The 16,333-nt window shown below is 70.4% G+C and carries 19 protein-coding genes; 9 read left to right on the top strand and 10 right to left on the bottom strand.

Annotated elements, in window-relative coordinates; genetic code table 11:
• Positions 1-32: 32 nt before the first annotated feature.
• Together P6F26_RS15570 and P6F26_RS15565 are read right to left on the bottom strand one after the other, a co-directional pair.
• Positions 33-1,016 carry an NAD(P)H-quinone oxidoreductase gene (locus P6F26_RS15570; protein ID WP_278029617.1) on the bottom strand — a complete coding sequence of 328 codons (984 nt, stop codon included), beginning with the start codon at positions 1,014-1,016 and terminating at the stop codon, positions 33-35.
• A 115-nt stretch (positions 1,017-1,131) separates the two neighbouring features.
• Positions 1,132-1,836 carry a COQ9 family protein gene (locus tag P6F26_RS15565; protein ID WP_278029616.1) on the bottom strand — a complete coding sequence of 235 codons (705 nt, stop codon included), beginning with the start codon at positions 1,834-1,836 and terminating at the stop codon, positions 1,132-1,134.
• Between the two features lie 115 nt (positions 1,837-1,951).
• On the opposite strand from P6F26_RS15565, the gene rpsU reads away from it, so the two are divergent.
• Positions 1,952-2,158 carry a 30S ribosomal protein S21 gene (gene rpsU, locus P6F26_RS15560; RefSeq protein WP_025310998.1) on the top strand — a complete coding sequence of 69 codons (207 nt, stop codon included), beginning with the start codon at positions 1,952-1,954 and terminating at the stop codon, positions 2,156-2,158.
• Between the two features lie 117 nt (positions 2,159-2,275).
• On the opposite strand, the gene P6F26_RS15555 is transcribed toward rpsU, so the two are convergent.
• From P6F26_RS15555 to P6F26_RS15540, 4 genes are all read right to left on the bottom strand, one after another.
• Positions 2,276-2,950 (bottom strand): hypothetical protein, encoded by a 675-nt coding sequence (locus tag P6F26_RS15555; protein WP_278029615.1) that lies wholly within the window; start codon positions 2,948-2,950, stop codon positions 2,276-2,278.
• Positions 2,947-3,087, bottom strand: coding sequence for an aa3-type cytochrome c oxidase subunit IV (locus tag P6F26_RS15550; protein WP_278029614.1), 141 nt, complete (start codon positions 3,085-3,087; stop codon positions 2,947-2,949). Before P6F26_RS15550 ends, P6F26_RS15555 begins: the two co-directional genes overlap by 4 nt.
• Before the next feature lie 97 nt (positions 3,088-3,184).
• A complete protein-coding gene (locus tag P6F26_RS15545; RefSeq protein ID WP_278029613.1) occupies positions 3,185-4,219 on the bottom strand; it encodes an MBL fold metallo-hydrolase in 1,035 nt (344 codons plus the stop codon).
• Positions 4,216-5,910 carry an acyl-CoA dehydrogenase family protein gene (locus tag P6F26_RS15540; RefSeq protein WP_278029612.1) on the bottom strand — a complete coding sequence of 565 codons (1,695 nt, stop codon included), beginning with the start codon at positions 5,908-5,910 and terminating at the stop codon, positions 4,216-4,218. Before P6F26_RS15540 ends, P6F26_RS15545 begins: the two co-directional genes overlap by 4 nt.
• Before the next feature lie 146 nt (positions 5,911-6,056).
• On the opposite strand from P6F26_RS15540, the gene P6F26_RS15535 reads away from it, so the two are divergent.
• Positions 6,057-7,016: an L-threonylcarbamoyladenylate synthase gene (locus tag P6F26_RS15535; protein WP_278029611.1), complete on the top strand. Its 960-nt coding sequence runs from the start codon at positions 6,057-6,059 to the stop codon at positions 7,014-7,016.
• A gap of 6 nt (positions 7,017-7,022) precedes the next feature.
• Here P6F26_RS15535 and P6F26_RS15530 read toward each other — a convergent pair whose 3' ends face one another.
• On the bottom strand, positions 7,023-7,601 hold the full coding sequence (locus P6F26_RS15530; protein ID WP_278029610.1) for a YqgE/AlgH family protein: 579 nt from the start codon (positions 7,599-7,601) through the stop codon (positions 7,023-7,025).
• Between the two features lie 108 nt (positions 7,602-7,709).
• Here P6F26_RS15530 and P6F26_RS15525 point away from each other — a divergent pair, with 108 nt between their 5' ends.
• Entirely contained in the window at positions 7,710-8,537 is an 828-nt protein-coding gene (locus P6F26_RS15525) for a protein-disulfide reductase DsbD domain-containing protein (protein WP_278029609.1), read from the top strand.
• A gap of 197 nt (positions 8,538-8,734) precedes the next feature.
• Here the strand turns inward: P6F26_RS15525 and moaB are convergent, their stop codons facing one another.
• Together moaB and P6F26_RS15515 are read right to left on the bottom strand one after the other, a co-directional pair.
• Positions 8,735-9,277 carry a molybdenum cofactor biosynthesis protein B gene (moaB, locus tag P6F26_RS15520; RefSeq protein ID WP_278029608.1) on the bottom strand — a complete coding sequence of 181 codons (543 nt, stop codon included), beginning with the start codon at positions 9,275-9,277 and terminating at the stop codon, positions 8,735-8,737.
• Positions 9,274-10,119 (bottom strand): uracil-DNA glycosylase, encoded by an 846-nt coding sequence (locus tag P6F26_RS15515; RefSeq protein ID WP_278029607.1) that lies wholly within the window; start codon positions 10,117-10,119, stop codon positions 9,274-9,276. The genes moaB and P6F26_RS15515 overlap by 4 nt, the downstream gene beginning before the upstream one ends.
• 154 nt (positions 10,120-10,273) lie before the next feature.
• Here P6F26_RS15515 and P6F26_RS15510 point away from each other — a divergent pair, with 154 nt between their 5' ends.
• The 6 genes from P6F26_RS15510 (at position 10,274) to P6F26_RS15485 (ending at position 14,911) form a co-directional block, all read left to right on the top strand.
• Positions 10,274-11,242, top strand: coding sequence for an aspartate carbamoyltransferase catalytic subunit (locus P6F26_RS15510; protein WP_278029606.1), 969 nt, complete (start codon positions 10,274-10,276; stop codon positions 11,240-11,242).
• Entirely contained in the window at positions 11,239-11,769 is a 531-nt protein-coding gene (locus tag P6F26_RS15505) for a hypothetical protein (protein ID WP_278029605.1), read from the top strand. Before P6F26_RS15510 ends, P6F26_RS15505 begins: the two co-directional genes overlap by 4 nt.
• Positions 11,769-12,224, top strand: coding sequence for a hypothetical protein (locus tag P6F26_RS15500; protein ID WP_278029604.1), 456 nt, complete (start codon positions 11,769-11,771; stop codon positions 12,222-12,224). Before P6F26_RS15505 ends, P6F26_RS15500 begins: the two co-directional genes overlap by 1 nt.
• A complete protein-coding gene (gene pyrC / locus P6F26_RS15495; protein WP_278029603.1) occupies positions 12,221-13,501 on the top strand; it encodes a dihydroorotase in 1,281 nt (426 codons plus the stop codon). The genes P6F26_RS15500 and pyrC overlap by 4 nt, the downstream gene beginning before the upstream one ends.
• Positions 13,501-14,112, top strand: coding sequence for a glycerol-3-phosphate 1-O-acyltransferase PlsY (gene plsY, locus P6F26_RS15490; RefSeq protein WP_278029631.1), 612 nt, complete (start codon positions 13,501-13,503; stop codon positions 14,110-14,112). The genes pyrC and plsY overlap by 1 nt, the downstream gene beginning before the upstream one ends.
• A gap of 112 nt (positions 14,113-14,224) precedes the next feature.
• Positions 14,225-14,911, top strand: coding sequence for a DUF805 domain-containing protein (locus P6F26_RS15485; RefSeq protein ID WP_278029602.1), 687 nt, complete (start codon positions 14,225-14,227; stop codon positions 14,909-14,911).
• 6 nt (positions 14,912-14,917) lie between these two features.
• Here P6F26_RS15485 and P6F26_RS15480 read toward each other — a convergent pair whose 3' ends face one another.
• Positions 14,918-16,288 carry a glutamate--cysteine ligase gene (locus P6F26_RS15480; RefSeq protein WP_278029601.1) on the bottom strand — a complete coding sequence of 457 codons (1,371 nt, stop codon included), beginning with the start codon at positions 16,286-16,288 and terminating at the stop codon, positions 14,918-14,920.
• Positions 16,289-16,333: the final 45 nt, after the last annotated feature.

Raw genomic sequence — 16,333 nt, 5'->3', positions numbered from 1 at the left:
GGGCATGTCCGCGAAGGGCCGGCGGGCGCACCTCAGGACACGCGCAGCACGATCTTGCCGATATGGGCCGAGCTTTCCATCCGGGCGTGCGCGGCCGCGGCCTCCTCCAGCGCGAAGACCCGGTCCATCACGGGCGCGATCCGGCCGGCCTCGAGCAGGGGCCAGACGTGTTCGGCGAGCTCTGCGGCGATGTCGGCCTTGGCCGCGTCCGACTGCGGGCGAAGCGTCGAACCGGTGATCGTCAGCCGCCGGACCATGACCTGCGCGAAGTTCAGCTCGACCTTGGGCCCCTGCAGGAAGGCGATCTGCACCAGCCGCCCGTCATCGGCGAGCGCCTTCACGTTGCGCGGAAGATAGTCGCCGCCGACCATGTCGAGGATCAGGTCCGCGCCGCCCTCTGCGCGCAGGATCTCGACGAAATCCTCCTCTCGGTAGTTCATCGCGCGCTCCGCGCCCAGTTCGGCGCAGGCGCGGCACTTGTCGTCGGAGCCCGCGGAGGCGAAGACCCGTGCGCCGAAGTGCCGGGCAAGCTGGATCGCGGTCGTGCCGATGCCCGACGATCCGCCATGGACGAGAAAACGCTCGCCGGCCTTCAGCTTGCCGCGCATGAAGACGTTGGACCAGACGGTAAAGAAGGTTTCGCAAAGCGCAGCCGCCTCGCGCATTCCCAGGCCGGCTGGCACGGGAAGCGCATGATCCTGATGCGTGACGGCGTAGTCCGCGTAGCCGCCGCCAGGCAGAAGCGCGCAGACCGCGTCGCCTTCCTTCCAGCGGGTGACGCCGGGGCCAACCCGCGCCACGGTGCCCGAAGCCTCCAGCCCCGGCAGGTCCGAGGCGCCGGGCGGCGGCGCGTAGTTGCCTGCACGTTGCAGCGCGTCGGGGCGGTTCACGCCGGCATGATCGATGGCGATGAGGATCTGCCCGGCCATCGGCTCGGGAACGGGGCGGGTTGCGGGCTTCAGCACCTCGGGGCCGCCGGGTTCGGTGATCTCGATCGCGCGCATCGTGCCGGTCATCGCCTTGTCTCCGTATCCTTGCCGTCAGGCACAAGGGATGGCCGTTCGTGCGCCGCGGGGCAAGGGGCGCGGACCCGTGCCCGGCGCCCCGGCCGCAGTCGCACCCGGCCCGGCGTCAGGACCGCCAGCGTCCGGGAAGGTCGGCCGGCGCGGTGCCCGAGGGCGCGCGCACGCGCTTCGCGATCCAGTCTGGGCCGGCCATGAACGGCTTGAGGAAGCGATTCTCGCGGACCTGCTTCTTCAGGGTCTCGAAGCGCATGACGTCGTCGATGCGCCGGTCGAGGAAGGACCACGTCGCCGCGTGCCCCGCCGACTGGTCGCCCAGCCAGTAGAGAACGGTCGCCGAGTAGACGCCCGAAAGCGTCGCGCGCTTGGTGTACCAGTTCAGGTCGTCGGACGTGTCGCCGAGCGCGGTCCAGATCGCGTCCGCCGTCTCCCACAGGGCCCTCGCGCCGTCGGGCGCGTGCATCGGAAGCGCAAAGAGGGTCGTGCCGCGGCGCACCGCCTCCTTGTGCGGCTCGGCGAGGTCGAGGCGCAGGCGCACCGCGTGGGCGACCTTGGCCCGGAAGCGCATTCCCGACAGGTCCTCTGCGCGGAGCGTCTCGGCCATCTCGCGGTCGCCGCGGCGGTGGAAGGCCATGGCGAGGTCGACGGCGCCGCGCGGAAAGAGCGCCCTCGCCGCCGAAAGCTCCACGTCGGCATCCGCCGCCGCGGCGCGAAACGCCGCCTCGGACCAGCCGTCGAAGGGGACGTGCATCAGGGCGGCGTCGAGGATGCGGTCGGCGTCCGCGATCCCGGTTTCCGTCGCGGTCTGGGTCATGTCACGGCTCCTTGCGGCTGTGGTGCGGTTGTCTGGACAACGTAGGGGCCCTTTGCTATAGGGCCACCTCCTGCAATGCTACGCAACTTCAACCTAGAAAGGTGGTGACAACCACATGCAGGTCAGTGTTCGCGACAACAATGTCGATCAGGCGCTCCGCGCGCTGAAGAAGAAACTTCAGCGGGAAGGCGTTTTTCGTGAGATGAAGCTCAAGCAGCATTACGAGAAACCCTCGGAGAAGAAAGCGCGCGAGAAGGCCGAGGCCATTCGCCGTGCCCGCAAGCTGGCGCGCAAGAAGGCGCAGCGCGAAGGTCTTCTCTGAAGCCCCTTTTCGACAAGCGAGCCTGTTGCGGGATCTCCCGCAAGGTGAACGGAACACCCCCGCGGCCGAGCCTCGGGGGTTTTTCGTTTCAGGCGCCCCGGCAGGGGACCCGCGGGATCACTCCAGCTGCGCGCGCACGCGCTCCATCCGCGCCTGCGCGGCGGCCTGCGCGTTGAGCATCTCGTAGTTGTCGTCCGAGTCGTCGTCGTAGGTGGTCGACGCGCGCACGCCGGGGATCTCGCCGAACGCGGCCATGGTGCGCGTCGGGAACCAGTTGCGCGAAACGGGCTCGAACCCGTCAGCCGACGCGAGGATGGACGAGATCGACACCGAGCACTGGGCGCGGGGCACCGGGCCGTAGGCCTCGACCGCCTCGATCAGCGTCGCGGCCTGAAGCGGCGTCACGTCCAGTTCCTGCTCGACGACGTGGTAGGTCTCGCGCGCGTGGTAGTCGATGTAGAAATCATAGAGCTGCGGCGTCATCCCGTAGAGGACGTCGTTGCGCTCGGGGGCGAGGGGGTGGCGCCAGCTTCCGGCCGGGTCGAACAGCACCCTCTCGGGGCCGTCGATCAGGAGCGCCGAATGACCGCCCGACCCGTCCCGGTTGGAGATGACGGTGATCAGCGTGACGCGCGACGGACCTTCGGGGATGTAGCGCGACTGGGCCACGACCTCGTCCGGGGCCCAGACCGATTCCGCGCTGCCGCAGGCGGCAAGCCCGAGCACCATGCCCAGCACCACGACACGGCCCAGGGCCCGCGGCGTCAGCGCGCGCGCCGGCCGGGAGGTCATCTCGCGAAGATGGCCAGGAAGAGGACGATCACGATGCACACGATCGCGATGTTGATCGCCCAGCGGATGAAACCCGCGAACGTCTTTTCCTGCTCGCTGATGTCCATCTCACCGGGCTTGTAGTCGTTTTCGGCCATGGTCGTTCCCTCGGGCTGTGCTGGCGTTTCGCCCTTGCGATAGCCGATTTGGCCATGCCTGTCAGCCCCGCGGCGACCTTCCGGGTGCGGCGCGGTGTCAGGGGGAGGACACCGCCGGCGACCACAGCCAAGCGCCGTCCGCGCGCCGTTCACGCGTGACCTCGCCAAGGTGCAGCAGGTGGTTCAGGTGCGCCACAGCCTCGACCAGCGCGAGGCCGTAGGTGCCCTCGTCGATCCTCCGCCGGAACAGCGGGGCGAAGCATTCCGCAGCCGTGCGCGGGGCCTCCGCCAGATGTGCCCGCAGCCTGTCGAGCGCGCTTTCGTGGTTCTCGATCATCTGCCGCAGCCTGTCGGGCAGCCCGGTGAACGGCAGCTTGTGGCCCGGCAGGACCAGCTGGGCCTCGGTCGCGTGGGGCCGGAGCTTCAGGCAGGCGCCGATCCAGTCCGCGACCGGGTCGGCCATCGGTTCTGTCGCGTAGACGCCGAGGTTCGGCGAGATCGAGGGCAGAAGCTGGTCGCCCCCGATCACGAGGTCGCCGTCCTCGCACCAGAGCGTCGCGTGGTCCGGCGCATGGCCGTGGCCGAGGCGGACGATCCAGTCGCGCCCTCCGAGGCGCAGGCGTTGCCCCTCGTCGATCCGGGTGAAGCCCAGAGGCATCGGCGCGACCATGTCGGCAAAATTGAAGGGACGCTCCTCCCTCCGTTTCTCGAGGATGTCGGGCGCCATGCCTGCGCCCTGCCAGAACGCGACCTGTTCCGGCGTCGCACGGTCCTGAGCGTCGAGGGTCAGCATCCGCGCGAACAGCCACGCGGTGCGCGTCATCAGAAGTTCCGCGCCGCGGTCCTGGAACCAGCCCGCGAGGCCGACGTGATCGGGATGGTGATGCGTGACGAGAACGCGCACGACGGGCGCCCCCGCAAGCGCGCCGGCCGTCGCCGCCTCCCACGCCGTGCGGCAGCGGCGCGCGTTCAGGCCGGTGTCGATCAGGGTCCAGCCGTCGGCATCGCGCAGCGCGTAGACGTTGACGTGATCAAGCGCCATCGGCAGCGGCAGGCGCAGCCACAGGATGTCGGGGGCGACCTCGACCGCCGCCCCCGGCTCGGGGTGGGTCTCGTGCGGGTAGACGATCACGCCGCGAGATCGTCGGGCGACAGCGCATAGAGGTCGCCTGCCCCCTGCACGGCCTCCGCCAGCAGCCCCGGAACGGCGGCCATCTGCCGGGCGAGGAAGCTCTGCGCGAGGCGTGTGCGCGGGCTGTCGGGCTCGGCCAGGGCGGCGCGCAGGTGGTAGTGCCCGCCCAGCGTCAGCGCAAAGGCGCGGGTGAAGGGCACCGAGCCCGCGAACCGGTCGTTCGGCTCCAGCGCCAGCATCCGCTCGGTCGCCCCGCGCAGCGCCGAGGCCGCGGCGGCGAGCGCGTCGCTCCCCGCCCGCTCCGCCGTCTCGGCCACCTCGTCGAGCAGCGCGAAAGCCGCGGCACCGCCGTCCGACAGCTTGCGCCCAACGAGGTCCATCCCCTGGATGCCGTTGGTGCCTTCGTAGATGGCCGTCACGCGCACGTCGCGGGCGTATTGCGCAGCGCCCGTTTCTTCCACGAAGCCCATTCCGCCATGCACCTGGATGCCGGTGTCGGCGGCGGCCATGCCGGTCTCGCTGCCGTAGTTCTTGACGATGGGCGTCAGGAAGGCCGCGCGCGCCTTCCATGCGGCGTCGTCCGTGGCCTTCGCCATGTCGATCGACACCGCGAGGTCGAGCGCCATGGCGCGGGCGGCGAAGACCTCGGCTTTCGTGCCCGTCAGCATCCGGCGCACGTCGGCGTGGTCGAGGATCGTGCCGGTCCCCCCGGCCACCATCGGGCGGCCCTGCACGCGGTCGGCCGCATGGGCCAGCGCATGCTGGAAGGCGGCTTCGCCCACGGCGAGCGCGTGGACGCCGACGCCGAGGCGGGCGTTGTTCATCATGGTGAACATCGCGGCCATGCCGCCGCCCTCCGGGCCCACCAGCCAGCCCGTGGCGCCGTCGTAGTCCATCACGCAGGTCGGGCTGCCGTGCAGGCCCAGCTTGTGCTCCAGCGACACGACCCGGAGGCCGTTCGCCACGCCCGCCTCGCCGTTCTCGTCGGGCAGGCGCTTCGGCACGAGGAAAAGGCTGATGCCCCGCGTTCCCTGCGGCGCGTCCGGCAGGCGGGCGAGCACGAGGTGCACCGTGTTCTCGGTGAAGTCGTTGTCGCCCCACGAGATGTAGATCTTCTGCCCGGTGATCGCGTAGGTGCCGTCGCCCCGCGGCTCGGCCCGCGTCCGCAGCGCGCCGACATCCGAGCCCGCCTGCGGCTCGGTCAGGTTCATCGTGGCGTTCCATTCGCCGGAAACCAGCTTCGGCAGGTACACGGCCTTCAAGCCGTCGCTCGCGTGATGCTCCAGCGCCTCGATCTGGCCCTGGCTCATCAGCGGCGCAAGCTGCAGCGCGAGGCAGGCCGAGGCGATCATCTCGTTGACCGCGCTCGTCACCGCCATCGGCATTCCCAGACCGCCATGCGCGGGGTCGGCCGCAAGGGCCACGAATCCCGCCTCGGAGATCGCCCTCCAGCCCTCGGCATAGCCGGGCGGGGTCCGCACGACGCCGTTCTCCAGCCGGGCGGGGTGCAGGTCGCCCGCGCGGTTCAGCGGGGCCAGCACGTCCTCGCAGATGCGGCCGGCCTCGGTCAGCATCGCGGCCACGGTCTCGGGCGTGGCCTCGGCGAAACGGTCGGTCGCGGCGACCCTGTCGAAGCCCACGATCTTCTCGAGGCAGAACATTATCTCGGAAACCGGCGCGCGGTATGGCATGGCAAACTCCCTCGTCTCTGGGCGGTCCGGGTTTGCAGGCGCGTCGAAATCGCGCTACGCCCGCCCTGGCCCGCGCCAGTCCTCCTGTCGCCCGCGAGAGCTAGGGTCGCGCGCGGGTCCGGATCAACCTCAACGTTACGTCACGGATGTCCGCGTCAAGTCCAGAGCTTCTTTCCCCCGACGCGCAAGGCATCGCGCGCGCCGCGTCGATCCTCGCGGCGGGCGGGCTCGTGGCCGTCCCGACCGAGACGGTCTACGGCCTCGCCGCCGACGCCGCGAACGGTCGCGCGGTGGCCCGGATCTTCGAGGCGAAGGGACGGCCCAGCTTCAATCCGCTGATCGTGCATGTGCCCGACGTCGAGGCCGTGGGGCGCATCGCCGTCATGACCGGCGCCGCCCGGACGCTGGCCGACGCCTTCTGGCCGGGGCCCCTGACGCTGGCGCTGCCGCTCCGGCCCGATGCCGGGCTTTCGCCGCTGGTCACGGCGGGACTTGCGACCGTCGCAGTGCGGGTGCCGGCCCATCCGGTCATGCGCGCGGTTCTGGAGAAGTTGGGGCGCCCCGTCGCCGCGCCGTCGGCGAACCCCTCGGGACGGATCAGCGCGACCGAGGCGGCGCATGTCCTCGAGGGCCTCGGGGCGGCGGTGGACGCGGTGCTGGACGCGGGCCCCTGCCCCGTCGGCGTCGAATCGACCATCCTCGCACCCGGCGAAGCCGGCGTGCGCCTGCTGCGCGAAGGCGGCATCCCCCGCGAGGCGGTGGAGGCAGTGGCCGGCCCCCTGACGGCGGACCTGACGCCGGGCCGGATCGAGGCGCCGGGCCAGATGGAACGGCACTACGCCCCCGGCGTACGCCTCGTCCTTGGCGGAACGCCGCAGCCCGGCGAGGTCACGATCGGGTTCGGCCCCGGCGATGCGGACCTGTCGCTGTCCCCGTCCGGCGACCTCGTGGAGGCGGCCGCGCGGCTGTTCTCGGTCCTGCACGAGGCGGACGCGATGGCGCGCCGGACGCAGGCGCAAGCGATCCGCGTCGCCAAGGTTCCCGACACCGGGCTCGGGCGCGCGATCAACGACCGGCTGCGCCGCGCCGCCGTTCCCGAGGCCTGAACGGCCTCAGGCGTGGCCCGCTTCGGACGAGAGCATCAGGGGGTGAATGCCGAGCGACTTGAGCGCCGCCTCCCACTTGCCTTCCATCGACGCGGCAAAGACGAGTTCGGGCGACGCCTCGGCGGTCAGCCAGCCGTTCTGCGCGATCTCGGCCTCGACCTGGCCCGGCCCCCAGCCGGCATAGCCGAGCGCGAGCAACGCCTGTCGCGGCCCGCGCGCGTTCGCGATGTCCTCGAGGACGTCGAGCGTCGCCGTCATGGAAAAACGCGGGTCGACCACCAGCCCGTCATCGCCGTGCGCCGCATAGTCCGACGAGTGCAGGACGAAGCCCCGCCGCATCTCCACCGGCCCGCCGTAGCAGACCGGCACGTCGCGCACGGCGCCGGGGCTTGCGATCTCGAGCTGCTCCAGCAACTCCGAGAACGTCACCTCGTCCATGCGCTTGTTGACGATGAGGCCCATCGCGCCTTCGGGCGAATGGGCGCACAGGAACACCACGGCGCCCGCGAAGCGCGGGTCGCCCATGCCGGGCATGGCGATCAGGAGCTTTCCAGTCAGCTCTTCGGGGGCGGACGGCGTCTGCATCGCCCGAGCATGGGGCTGTTGCGGATTTCAATCAACCCGCCCGTGATGGCGCACGGGTTCCCCAAAACGTGACTTTTCATTTCATCTGCGACTGTCTACCCCCGATCCATGCTCAGGGCCCTGCACACACTCGGTTTCGCGTCGCTCGTCGCGGCCGCTGCCTGCTTTCCGCCCGCGCCGGCGTCGGCCGAGTTCGCGGGCCGAAGCGTGGACGAGGTCGTGCAGGTGTCGCTCATCGAGGGCTGGCGGATGGAGGACGGGCGGCACATGGCCGGCATCCGCATCACGCTCGCGCCCGGGTGGAAGACCTACTGGCGCGCGCCGGGCGACGGCGGCGTTCCCACGGTCCTGCGCCTGCGCTCGGCTGAGGGGATCGAGGGCATGGCGATCCACTGGCCCGCGCCCGAAATCTTCTTCACCAACGGACTCAGGTCGATCGGATACCGCGACGACGTCGTTCTGCCGGTCGAGTTCGCCCTGTCGGACGGCGGCGCGCACCGTCTGGAGGGCAGGCTCGACATGGGGGTCTGCCTCGACATCTGCCTTCCGATCAGCCTCGACATCGAGGGTGAACTTCTGCCGGATCGCGAGCGGGACCGGGCCATCGGCCGCGCCCTGTCGAACCGGCCGCTCACCGCGACCGAGGCCGGGGCGGGGGACGCGCGCTGTTCGGTCGAGCCCATCTCGGACGGATTGCGCGTGACGGTGACGGCGGACGTGCCGCCGACCGGCAGCGACGAAACGCTGGTGCTGGAGCATCGCGACCCGCAGATCTGGGTGTCCGAGGCCGCGAGCCGGCGCGATGGCGGGACGATGACCGCCGTGGCCGATGTCGTGCCGTCTGACCACGGGCCCTTCGCGCTGAACCGTGGCGACCTTCGCATCACGGTGATCGGCTCGCGCATGGTCGTGGAACTGGACGGCTGCAGGGGCTGAGCGCTCAGGCAGTCCGGCTGAGCGCGGAGAGGGCCACGAGCGGCCTGCGGGGCAGCGTCCTGACCCAACACCGGAAGCACGACCACCATCCCGACGCCCGGCACGGTCGTGAGCGTCGTCGGCAGCACGGGCCCGAGGCGGTCGCAGACGCCGCCGCCGTCCGGTTGAGGCGTGGCCGCGTCAGGCGCACGAAAGCGTCATTTCCGGCGCAGGTGCTCGTCCAGCCGGGGCAGTATCTCGACGAAGTTGCAGGGCCGGTGCCGATAGTCGAGCTGCCATTTCAGGATCTCGTCCCACGCGTCCCGGCACGCCCCCGAAGATCCCGGCAGCGCGAAGAGGTAGGTGCCGTTGGCCACGCCGCCCGTGGCGCGCGACTGCACCGCCGAGGTGCCGATCTTCTGCATCGACACCATGGTGAAGACCGTGGCGAAGGCCTCGATCTCCTTTTCGTAGACATCGCGGTGCGCCTCGACCGTCACGTCGCGGCCCGTCAGTCCGGTGCCGCCGGTCGTCAGGATCACGTCGATGCCCGGATCTGCCACCCAGGCGCGCAGCTGATCGGCGATCTGTGCGCGCTCGTCGGGCAGGATGTGGCGCGCGGCGAGGATGTGCCCCGCCTCGGTCAGGCGCTCGACGAGGACGGCGCCGGACTTGTCCTCGGACAGCCCGCGCGTGTCGGAAACCGCCAGGATCGCGATGCGGACAGGCTTGAACGGGCGGCTTTCGTCGATGCGGCTCATGCGGTTCCCCTCAGGCGGGCCTTCAGCGACAGGAGGTCCTCCCACGCGCGCGCCTTCTCGGCGGGCTGGCGCAGCAGGAACGCGGGATGGAACATCGGCAGCGCGGGGCGGCCCACCGCCTCATCCCATGTGCCGCGCATGCGCATGATGCCGCGCCGGCCCAGAAGGCCCTGGCAGGCCCAGTTGCCCATCAGCACGAGAACCTCGGGATCGGCAAGCTCGACATGGCGACGCACGAAGGGCAGAAGGATGGCGATCTCCTCGGGGGTCGGATCGCGGTTCTGCGGCGGACGCCACGGCAGCATGTTGGTGATGTAAAGCGCGGCCTCGGGCGTCTCGGCGTGGCGCGAAAGGCCGATGGCGGCGAACATCGCGTCCAGAAGCTGCCCCGCGCGACCCACGAAGGGTTTGCCCTGCAGGTCCTCGTCGCGGCCGGGCGCCTCGCCCACGACCATGACCCGCGCGCGCGCGTCGCCGTCGGAGAACACGAGATTGCGCGCGCCGTGGCGCAGCTCGCATCCCTCGAACGCGGCAAGGGAAGCCTGCAGGTCCTGCAGGCTGCCGGCGGCGGCGGCGGTGTCGCGGGCGAGCGCCGTCGCGGCGTCCGCCACGGCCTTCTCGTCCACCACGGCCGCCGCCGGGGCCACCACCGCAGGGGCGGCAGGGCCGGGCACCGCGGGCGCGGGCGCGGCAGGTGCGGGCGCGGCAGGTGCGGGCGCCTTCCGCGCGGTCTCGGGCAGGTCGAAGCGGTTGACCGGCGCGTCGAGGATCGCCTCGTCCGCGCCAAGTTCCACCTGCCAGGCGAGTTGCGCCAGCGCGTCGTGCGACTCCGTTGCATCCATGCCGGCAAAGGTAGGGCCGCGCGGGCGCGAGCGGAAGGGGGCTTGCGGCCCTGCGGCGCTCCTTGCGACGGGACGGTCCGTCATCGCCCTCCCGACCTTGCCGCGACGCGCCGCCCGCGCCTATAAGCGGCGAGGCGGACAACGGGATCATGCCATGAGCTTCCGGCAGCAGCACCTTCTGGGCATCGAGCCCCTGCACCCCGAGGAGATCCACGCGATCCTCGACCTCGCCGACCGCTATGCCGACGCCGAGCGCGGCGACCGCGTGCATGGCCGCGTCCTCGAGGGGCTGACCCAGATCAACATGTTCTTCGAGGCTTCGACCCGCACGCAGGCGAGTTTCGAGATCGCGGGCAAGCGGCTGGGCGCGGACGTGATGAACATGGCGATGCAGGCCTCGAGCCTGAAGAAGGGCGAGACGCTGATCGACACGGCGATGACCCTGAACGCGATGCACCCAGACATCCTGGTGGTCCGGCACCCCCATTCCGGCGCGGTGGACCTTCTGGCGCAGAAGGTGAACTGCGCGGTCCTGAACGCGGGCGACGGACGGCACGAGCATCCCACGCAGGCGCTTCTCGACGCGTTGACCATCCGGCGCGAGAAGGGGCGGCTGCACCGGCTGACCATCGCGATCTGCGGCGACATCGCTCATTCCCGCGTGGCGCGGTCGAACATTCACCTTCTGGGCAAGTTGGAAAACCGTCTGAGGCTGATCGGCCCGCCGACGCTGATGCCTGCGGCGGCGGCCGACTGGGGCGTGGAGGTGTTCGAGGACATGGAACAGGGCCTGAAGGATTGCGACGTGGTGATGATGCTGCGGCTGCAGAAGGAGCGCATGGACGGCGCCTTCATCCCGTCCGAGCGGGAATACTACCACCGCTTCGGGCTGGACGCCGCCAAGCTGCGCGCGGCGAAGGACGACGCCATCGTGATGCACCCCGGCCCGATGAACCGCGGCGTGGAGATCGACGGCACGCTGGCCGACGACATCAACCGCTCGGTCATCCAGGAGCAGGTGGAGATGGGCGTCGCCGTGCGCATGGCCGCGATGGACCTTCTTGCCGCGAACCTTCGCGCGGCGCGGGCGGACGCCGCCGATCGCAGGGGGATCATGGCATGAGCGCGAAGACCCTCCACATCTTTGCCGTGAACGGCGACAGCGACCTGCGCCACACCCACCTCTCGCGCGCGAAGGGCGAAGCGCCCGAGCTGCCGGACCTGCGCCGATGGCTGGGCGTCGAGACGCTGGACACCGACAGGATCGAGCTGTTTCCGCTGAAGGAACTCGACGGGACGCGACTGTCGCAATACGTCACGATGGCCTTCGATCCCGTGCCCCTGATCGACACCGCGACGGCAGCGCGCCTCGACGCGCTGGACGGGTCGGTCCTGCTGGTGCCCGACACCGCGTTCACCGGCGTCTTCCACCCCGGCGCGGAACTCACGAGGATCGCGACGCTCTCTCTCGCGCTGCCCGATCACGACGCGGACCTGCCGCGGGCCGATGTCACGCCCTATCCCGCCCCGGGGCCCGACCGCTTCCCGCCCGAACGCGCGGGCGGCTCGGGAAAGGGGATCCCGCAATGGGCGAAATTCGCGATCTTCATCGCGATCTTCGTCCTGCTCTACATCCTGCTGGACGGCTGATGGACGTCACGTCGACCCGAACCGTGTTCACGCCGGCGACCGCGCTCAAACCGGGCGAGCGGCGGCTCGCCACGTTCAGGGGCGACCGCGCCACCTATTGGCGCGAACACGCCTGGATCGCCGCGGTCGCGATGGCGGCGGGGATGGCGATCCTCTGGGCGCTCGGCAATCCGCATGTCTGGACCGGAGCCGTCGGCGGGCTTTTCGCCATCGCGGTGCGAGCCTTCTACCTCGCCTCGGACGAGATCCGGATGGAGTGGTGGCTGACGGACCGGCGGCTTCTGGGCCCCGGCGCACGGGCGGTCGCGCTGGAGAACGTGGACGCCGTGCGCGGCCTGTTCTCGGCGGTGCAGGTCGTGACGGTTTCGGGCGACAAGCATCTTCTGAAATACCAGGCCGACCCCGGTGCGGTCATCGCGGGCATCGACGATGCGCGCGGACGGAGGCCTGCATGACGAACGCCCTTCTGCACAACGCCCTTCTGATCGACCCTGAGGCCGGAACGGAAACCCGGGGCTGGGTCAGGATCGAAGGCGGCCTGATCGCCGAGACCGGCACCGGCCCGCGCCAGGGCGGCACGGATTGCGGCGGGCTGTGCCTTGCGCCGGGGATCGTGGACGTGGGCGTCAAGGTTGGCGAGCCGGGCGAGCGCCACAAGGAAAGCCTGCGCACCGCGGGCCTTGCCGCGGCGGCGGGCGGCGTCACCACGATGATCACCCGGCCCGACACGCTGACGCCGATCGACACGCCCGAGGTGCTTGAATTCGTCACACGGCGCGCACTCGAGGAGACGCCGGTCCGCGTGCGCCCGATGGCCGCCCTGACGAAGGGCCGGCAGGGCCACGAGATGACCGAGATCGGGTTCCTTCTGGATGCGGGCGCGGTGGCGTTCTCGGACGGCGACGCCGTGACCGGGGACACGCGCGTCCTGTCGCGCTGCATGACCTATGCCCGCGGGCTCGGCGCGCTGATCCTCGGCCACCCGCAGGATCCGGGGCTGAGCCGCGGCGCGGCCGCGACCTCGGGCAAGTTCGCCGCGCTCAAGGGGCTGCCTTCGTCGCCGCCGATGGCCGAGCGCATGGGCCTTGAGCGCGACCTCGCGCTGGTGGAGATGACGGGCGTGCGCTACCACGCCGATCAGCTCTCGACCGCCGCCGCGCTGCCCGCCCTGCGGCGCGCGAAGGCGGCGGGCCTCGACGTGACCGCCGGCGTGTCGATCCACCACCTGACCCTGAACGAGCTCGACGTGGGCGACTTCCGCACCTTCTTCAAGCTCAAGCCCCCGCTCAGGTCCGAGGACGACAGGCTCGCCATGGTCGAGGCCGTGGCGGACGGCACGATCGACGTGATCTGCTCGATGCACACGCCGCAGGACGAGGAATCCAAGCGCCTTCCCTTCGAGGCCGCGGCCAGCGGCGCGGTGGGCCTCGAGACGCTGCTGCCCGCGGCGATGCGGCTCTACCATGCGGGCGCGCTGGACTTGCCGCAGCTTTTCGCCGCCCTCGCGCTGAACCCGGCGCGGCGCTTCGGGCTTCCGGGCGGGCGGCTCGCGCAGGGCGCGCCGGCGGACCTTGTCCTGTTCGACCCCGAGGCGCCGTTCCGCCTCGACCGGAGCACGCTCAGGTCGAAATCCAAGAACACGCCCTTCGACGGCGCGCTCCTGCAGGGGCGCGTCGCGGGAACATGGGTCGGGGGCGTGCGCGTCTTCGACAGGACCGGAGCCTCGGCATGATGCCAGCATTCGACAGCGGCGCCGCCACGCTTTCGCTGGTGGCCCTCCTGGCCTACCTTCTGGGGTCGGTGCCCTTCGGGATCGTGATGGCGCGGGCCTTCGGGCTGGGGGATCTGCGCAAGATCGGATCGGGCAACATCGGCGCGACGAACGTCCTGCGCACGGGCAACAAGACGGCCGCCGCGCTGACGCTGATCCTGGACGCGGGCAAGGGCGGCATCGCCGTCCTTCTCGCGCGGGCCCTCGTGGGCGGAGAGGACGCGGCGCAGATCGCGGCGTTCGCGGCGTTCTTCGGGCACTGCTTCCCGGTCTACCTCCGCTTCCGGGGCGGCAAGGGCGTGGCGACGTTCTTCGGCACGCTCTTCGCGCTCTGGTGGCCGCTCGGCCTTGCGGCAGGCGCCACATGGCTCGTCGTGGCGGGCGTCGGCCGCTTCTCGTCGCTCGCGGCACTGGTCGCGGCGGTCCTGTCGCCGGTATGGGCCCGGCTTCTGGGGCATCCGGAACTGGCCGTCCTCTGTACGCTTCTTGCCGCCCTGATCGTCTGGCGTCACCGCGAGAACATCGCGCGCCTCAGGGCCGGCACCGAGCCGAGGATCGGCCGCAAGACCTGACCCGCGCGGGCCGGACCCGCGCCATGTCCCCAAGATGCCATTCTCCGGCCATTTTCACCCCGTATCCCCGGCGAAACGGCAACATCCATCGGCGAGGGGGTGGGCGGTCATCATGGGAATGTTCGGCGCCGTCGGGTCGGTCTACCGGAACATGTTCGACTTCTCGGGCCGCGCGCGGCGCGCGGAATACTGGTGGTTCGTGCTTTTCACTTTCGTGGTGGCGCTGCTTCTGCAGGGCGCGGCGATCTTCTGGGTCCTCACCCAGCCGCAGGTTGCCACCGGAGACGGGCCCGCGCTTCAGGCGATGATCAAGGACTACGAGGCGCTGTTCCGGCGCTATTCGGCCGTCTACCTCGTGGCGACCCTGTTCCTTTACTGGATCCCCTACCTCGCGGTGACGGTGCGCCGTCTCCACGACACCGGACGCAGGGGGTGGTGGATGTTCAAGCCCCTGATCCTGGGCTTCCTCGCGGTCTTGGGGCTCGTGACGCTGGCGTCGCGCAGCGCATCGCAGGACACAGCCGAGACGATGGCCCTCGCCGCCACGGCCGTGCCGGCGCTCTGTTCGATATGGTTCATCGTGGTGCTCTGCCTGCCGGGCACACGCGGCGAGAACCGCTTCGGGCCCGATCCCGTCGAGGGCCGGCAGAGGCAGGCGCACAAGAAGGCGCGCATCAAGGCCGAGGAAGACGACCTTGGCCGACAGGTCGCCCAGCAGCGCAAGTCCGAGTTCGAGGATTACTACCGCGCGCGCGTGCTGCCCGCGATCGAGCGCAACAAGTCCGTGCGCCGGACCTGAGGCCCCTCAGTAGCTGTATTCCGAGTAGATGCGGCTGAGGTCGCCCGCCCAGTCGGTGCGGTAATGCTCCAGCAATTCGTCGGCGGGCACCTTGCCCGTATCGACGCTGTCCTTCAGCGCAGCAAGGAAATGCGTCTCGTCCGGGATGAGGCCGCCCGCGCCGGGACGCGCCCGCGCGCGCAGGCCTTCCTCGGCGATGGCGACGACGTCTCGGGCGAGCGTGCGCATGTCGATCGTGCCGACGCGCGCGTCGAGCGCGTGGACCGAGGCCGCGACACGAAGCTCCTCGCGCGTTTCGTCATCCCAGCCCTTCACGAGGTCCCAAGCGGCGTCGAGCGCGGACTGGTCGTAGGTCAACCCCACCCAGAACGCGGGCAGCGCGCAAAGCCGCCGCCACGGCCCGCCATCGGCGCCGCGCATCTCTATGAACTTCTTGATCCGCGCCTCGGGGAAGATCGTGGTCAGGTGATCGGCCCAGTCGCTGAGCGTCGGCACCTCGCCCGGCAGCGCGGGAAGCCTGCCCTTCAGGAAGTCGCGGAAGGACTGGCCGAGGGCGTCGATGTATCTGCCGTCGCGGTAGACGAAATACATCGGCACATCGAGCGCGTAGTCCACCCACCGCTGGAACCCCATGCCCTCCTCGAACACGAAGGGCAGCATCCCGGTCCGGTCGGGGTCGAGGTCGCGCCAGACGCGGCTGCGCCACGACTTGTGGCCGTTGGGCGCGCCGTCGATGAACGGAGAATTGGCGAAGAGCGCGGTCGCCACCGGCTGCAGCGCGAAGGCCACGCGCAGCTTTTGGACCATGTCGGCCTCCGAGGCGAAGTCGAGGTTCACCTGCACCGTGCAGGTGCGGTACATCATCGTCTTCCCGAGCGTTCCGACCCGGTCCATGTAGTCGGTCATCAGCCGGTAGCGCCCCTTGGGCATCATCGGCATGTCCTCGTGGTGCCAGATCGGCGCGGCGCCGAGGCCGATGAAGCCCACGCCGATCGCGTCGGCGACCTCGCGGACCTCGCGCAGGTGCTCGTTCACCTCGTCGCAGGTCTGGTGGATGGTCTCCAGCGGCGCGCCTGACAGCTCGAGCTGGCCACCGGGTTCGAGACTGACGTTGGCGCCGTCCTTCTCGAGGCCGATGATGTTGCCGCCCTCCAGCACCGGCGTCCAGCCGAAGCGCTCCCGAAGCCCCTCGAGAACCGCCTTGATTGACCGCTGGCCGTCATAGGGCAAGGGACGCAGCGTGTCCTTCGTGTAGCCGAACTTCTCGTGCTCGGTCCCGATGCGCCAATCCTCGGGCGGCTTGCAGCCCGCTTCGAGGTATTCGGCAAGTTGTTCGGGCCGCTCGATCGGGCCACCGCCGGACTGGGGAATGGACATGCGGGGCTCCGGGCGCTGCTGACGAGGGTTCGGAGCGCAGAGGTG

Source organism: Roseicyclus salinarum, from assembly GCF_029624655.1.
Taxonomy (GTDB): Bacteria; Pseudomonadota; Alphaproteobacteria; order Rhodobacterales; family Rhodobacteraceae; genus Roseibacterium; species Roseibacterium salinarum.
The sequence above is the reverse complement of the archived record's forward strand: the minus strand, read 5'-3'. Positions and strand labels throughout refer to the sequence as shown.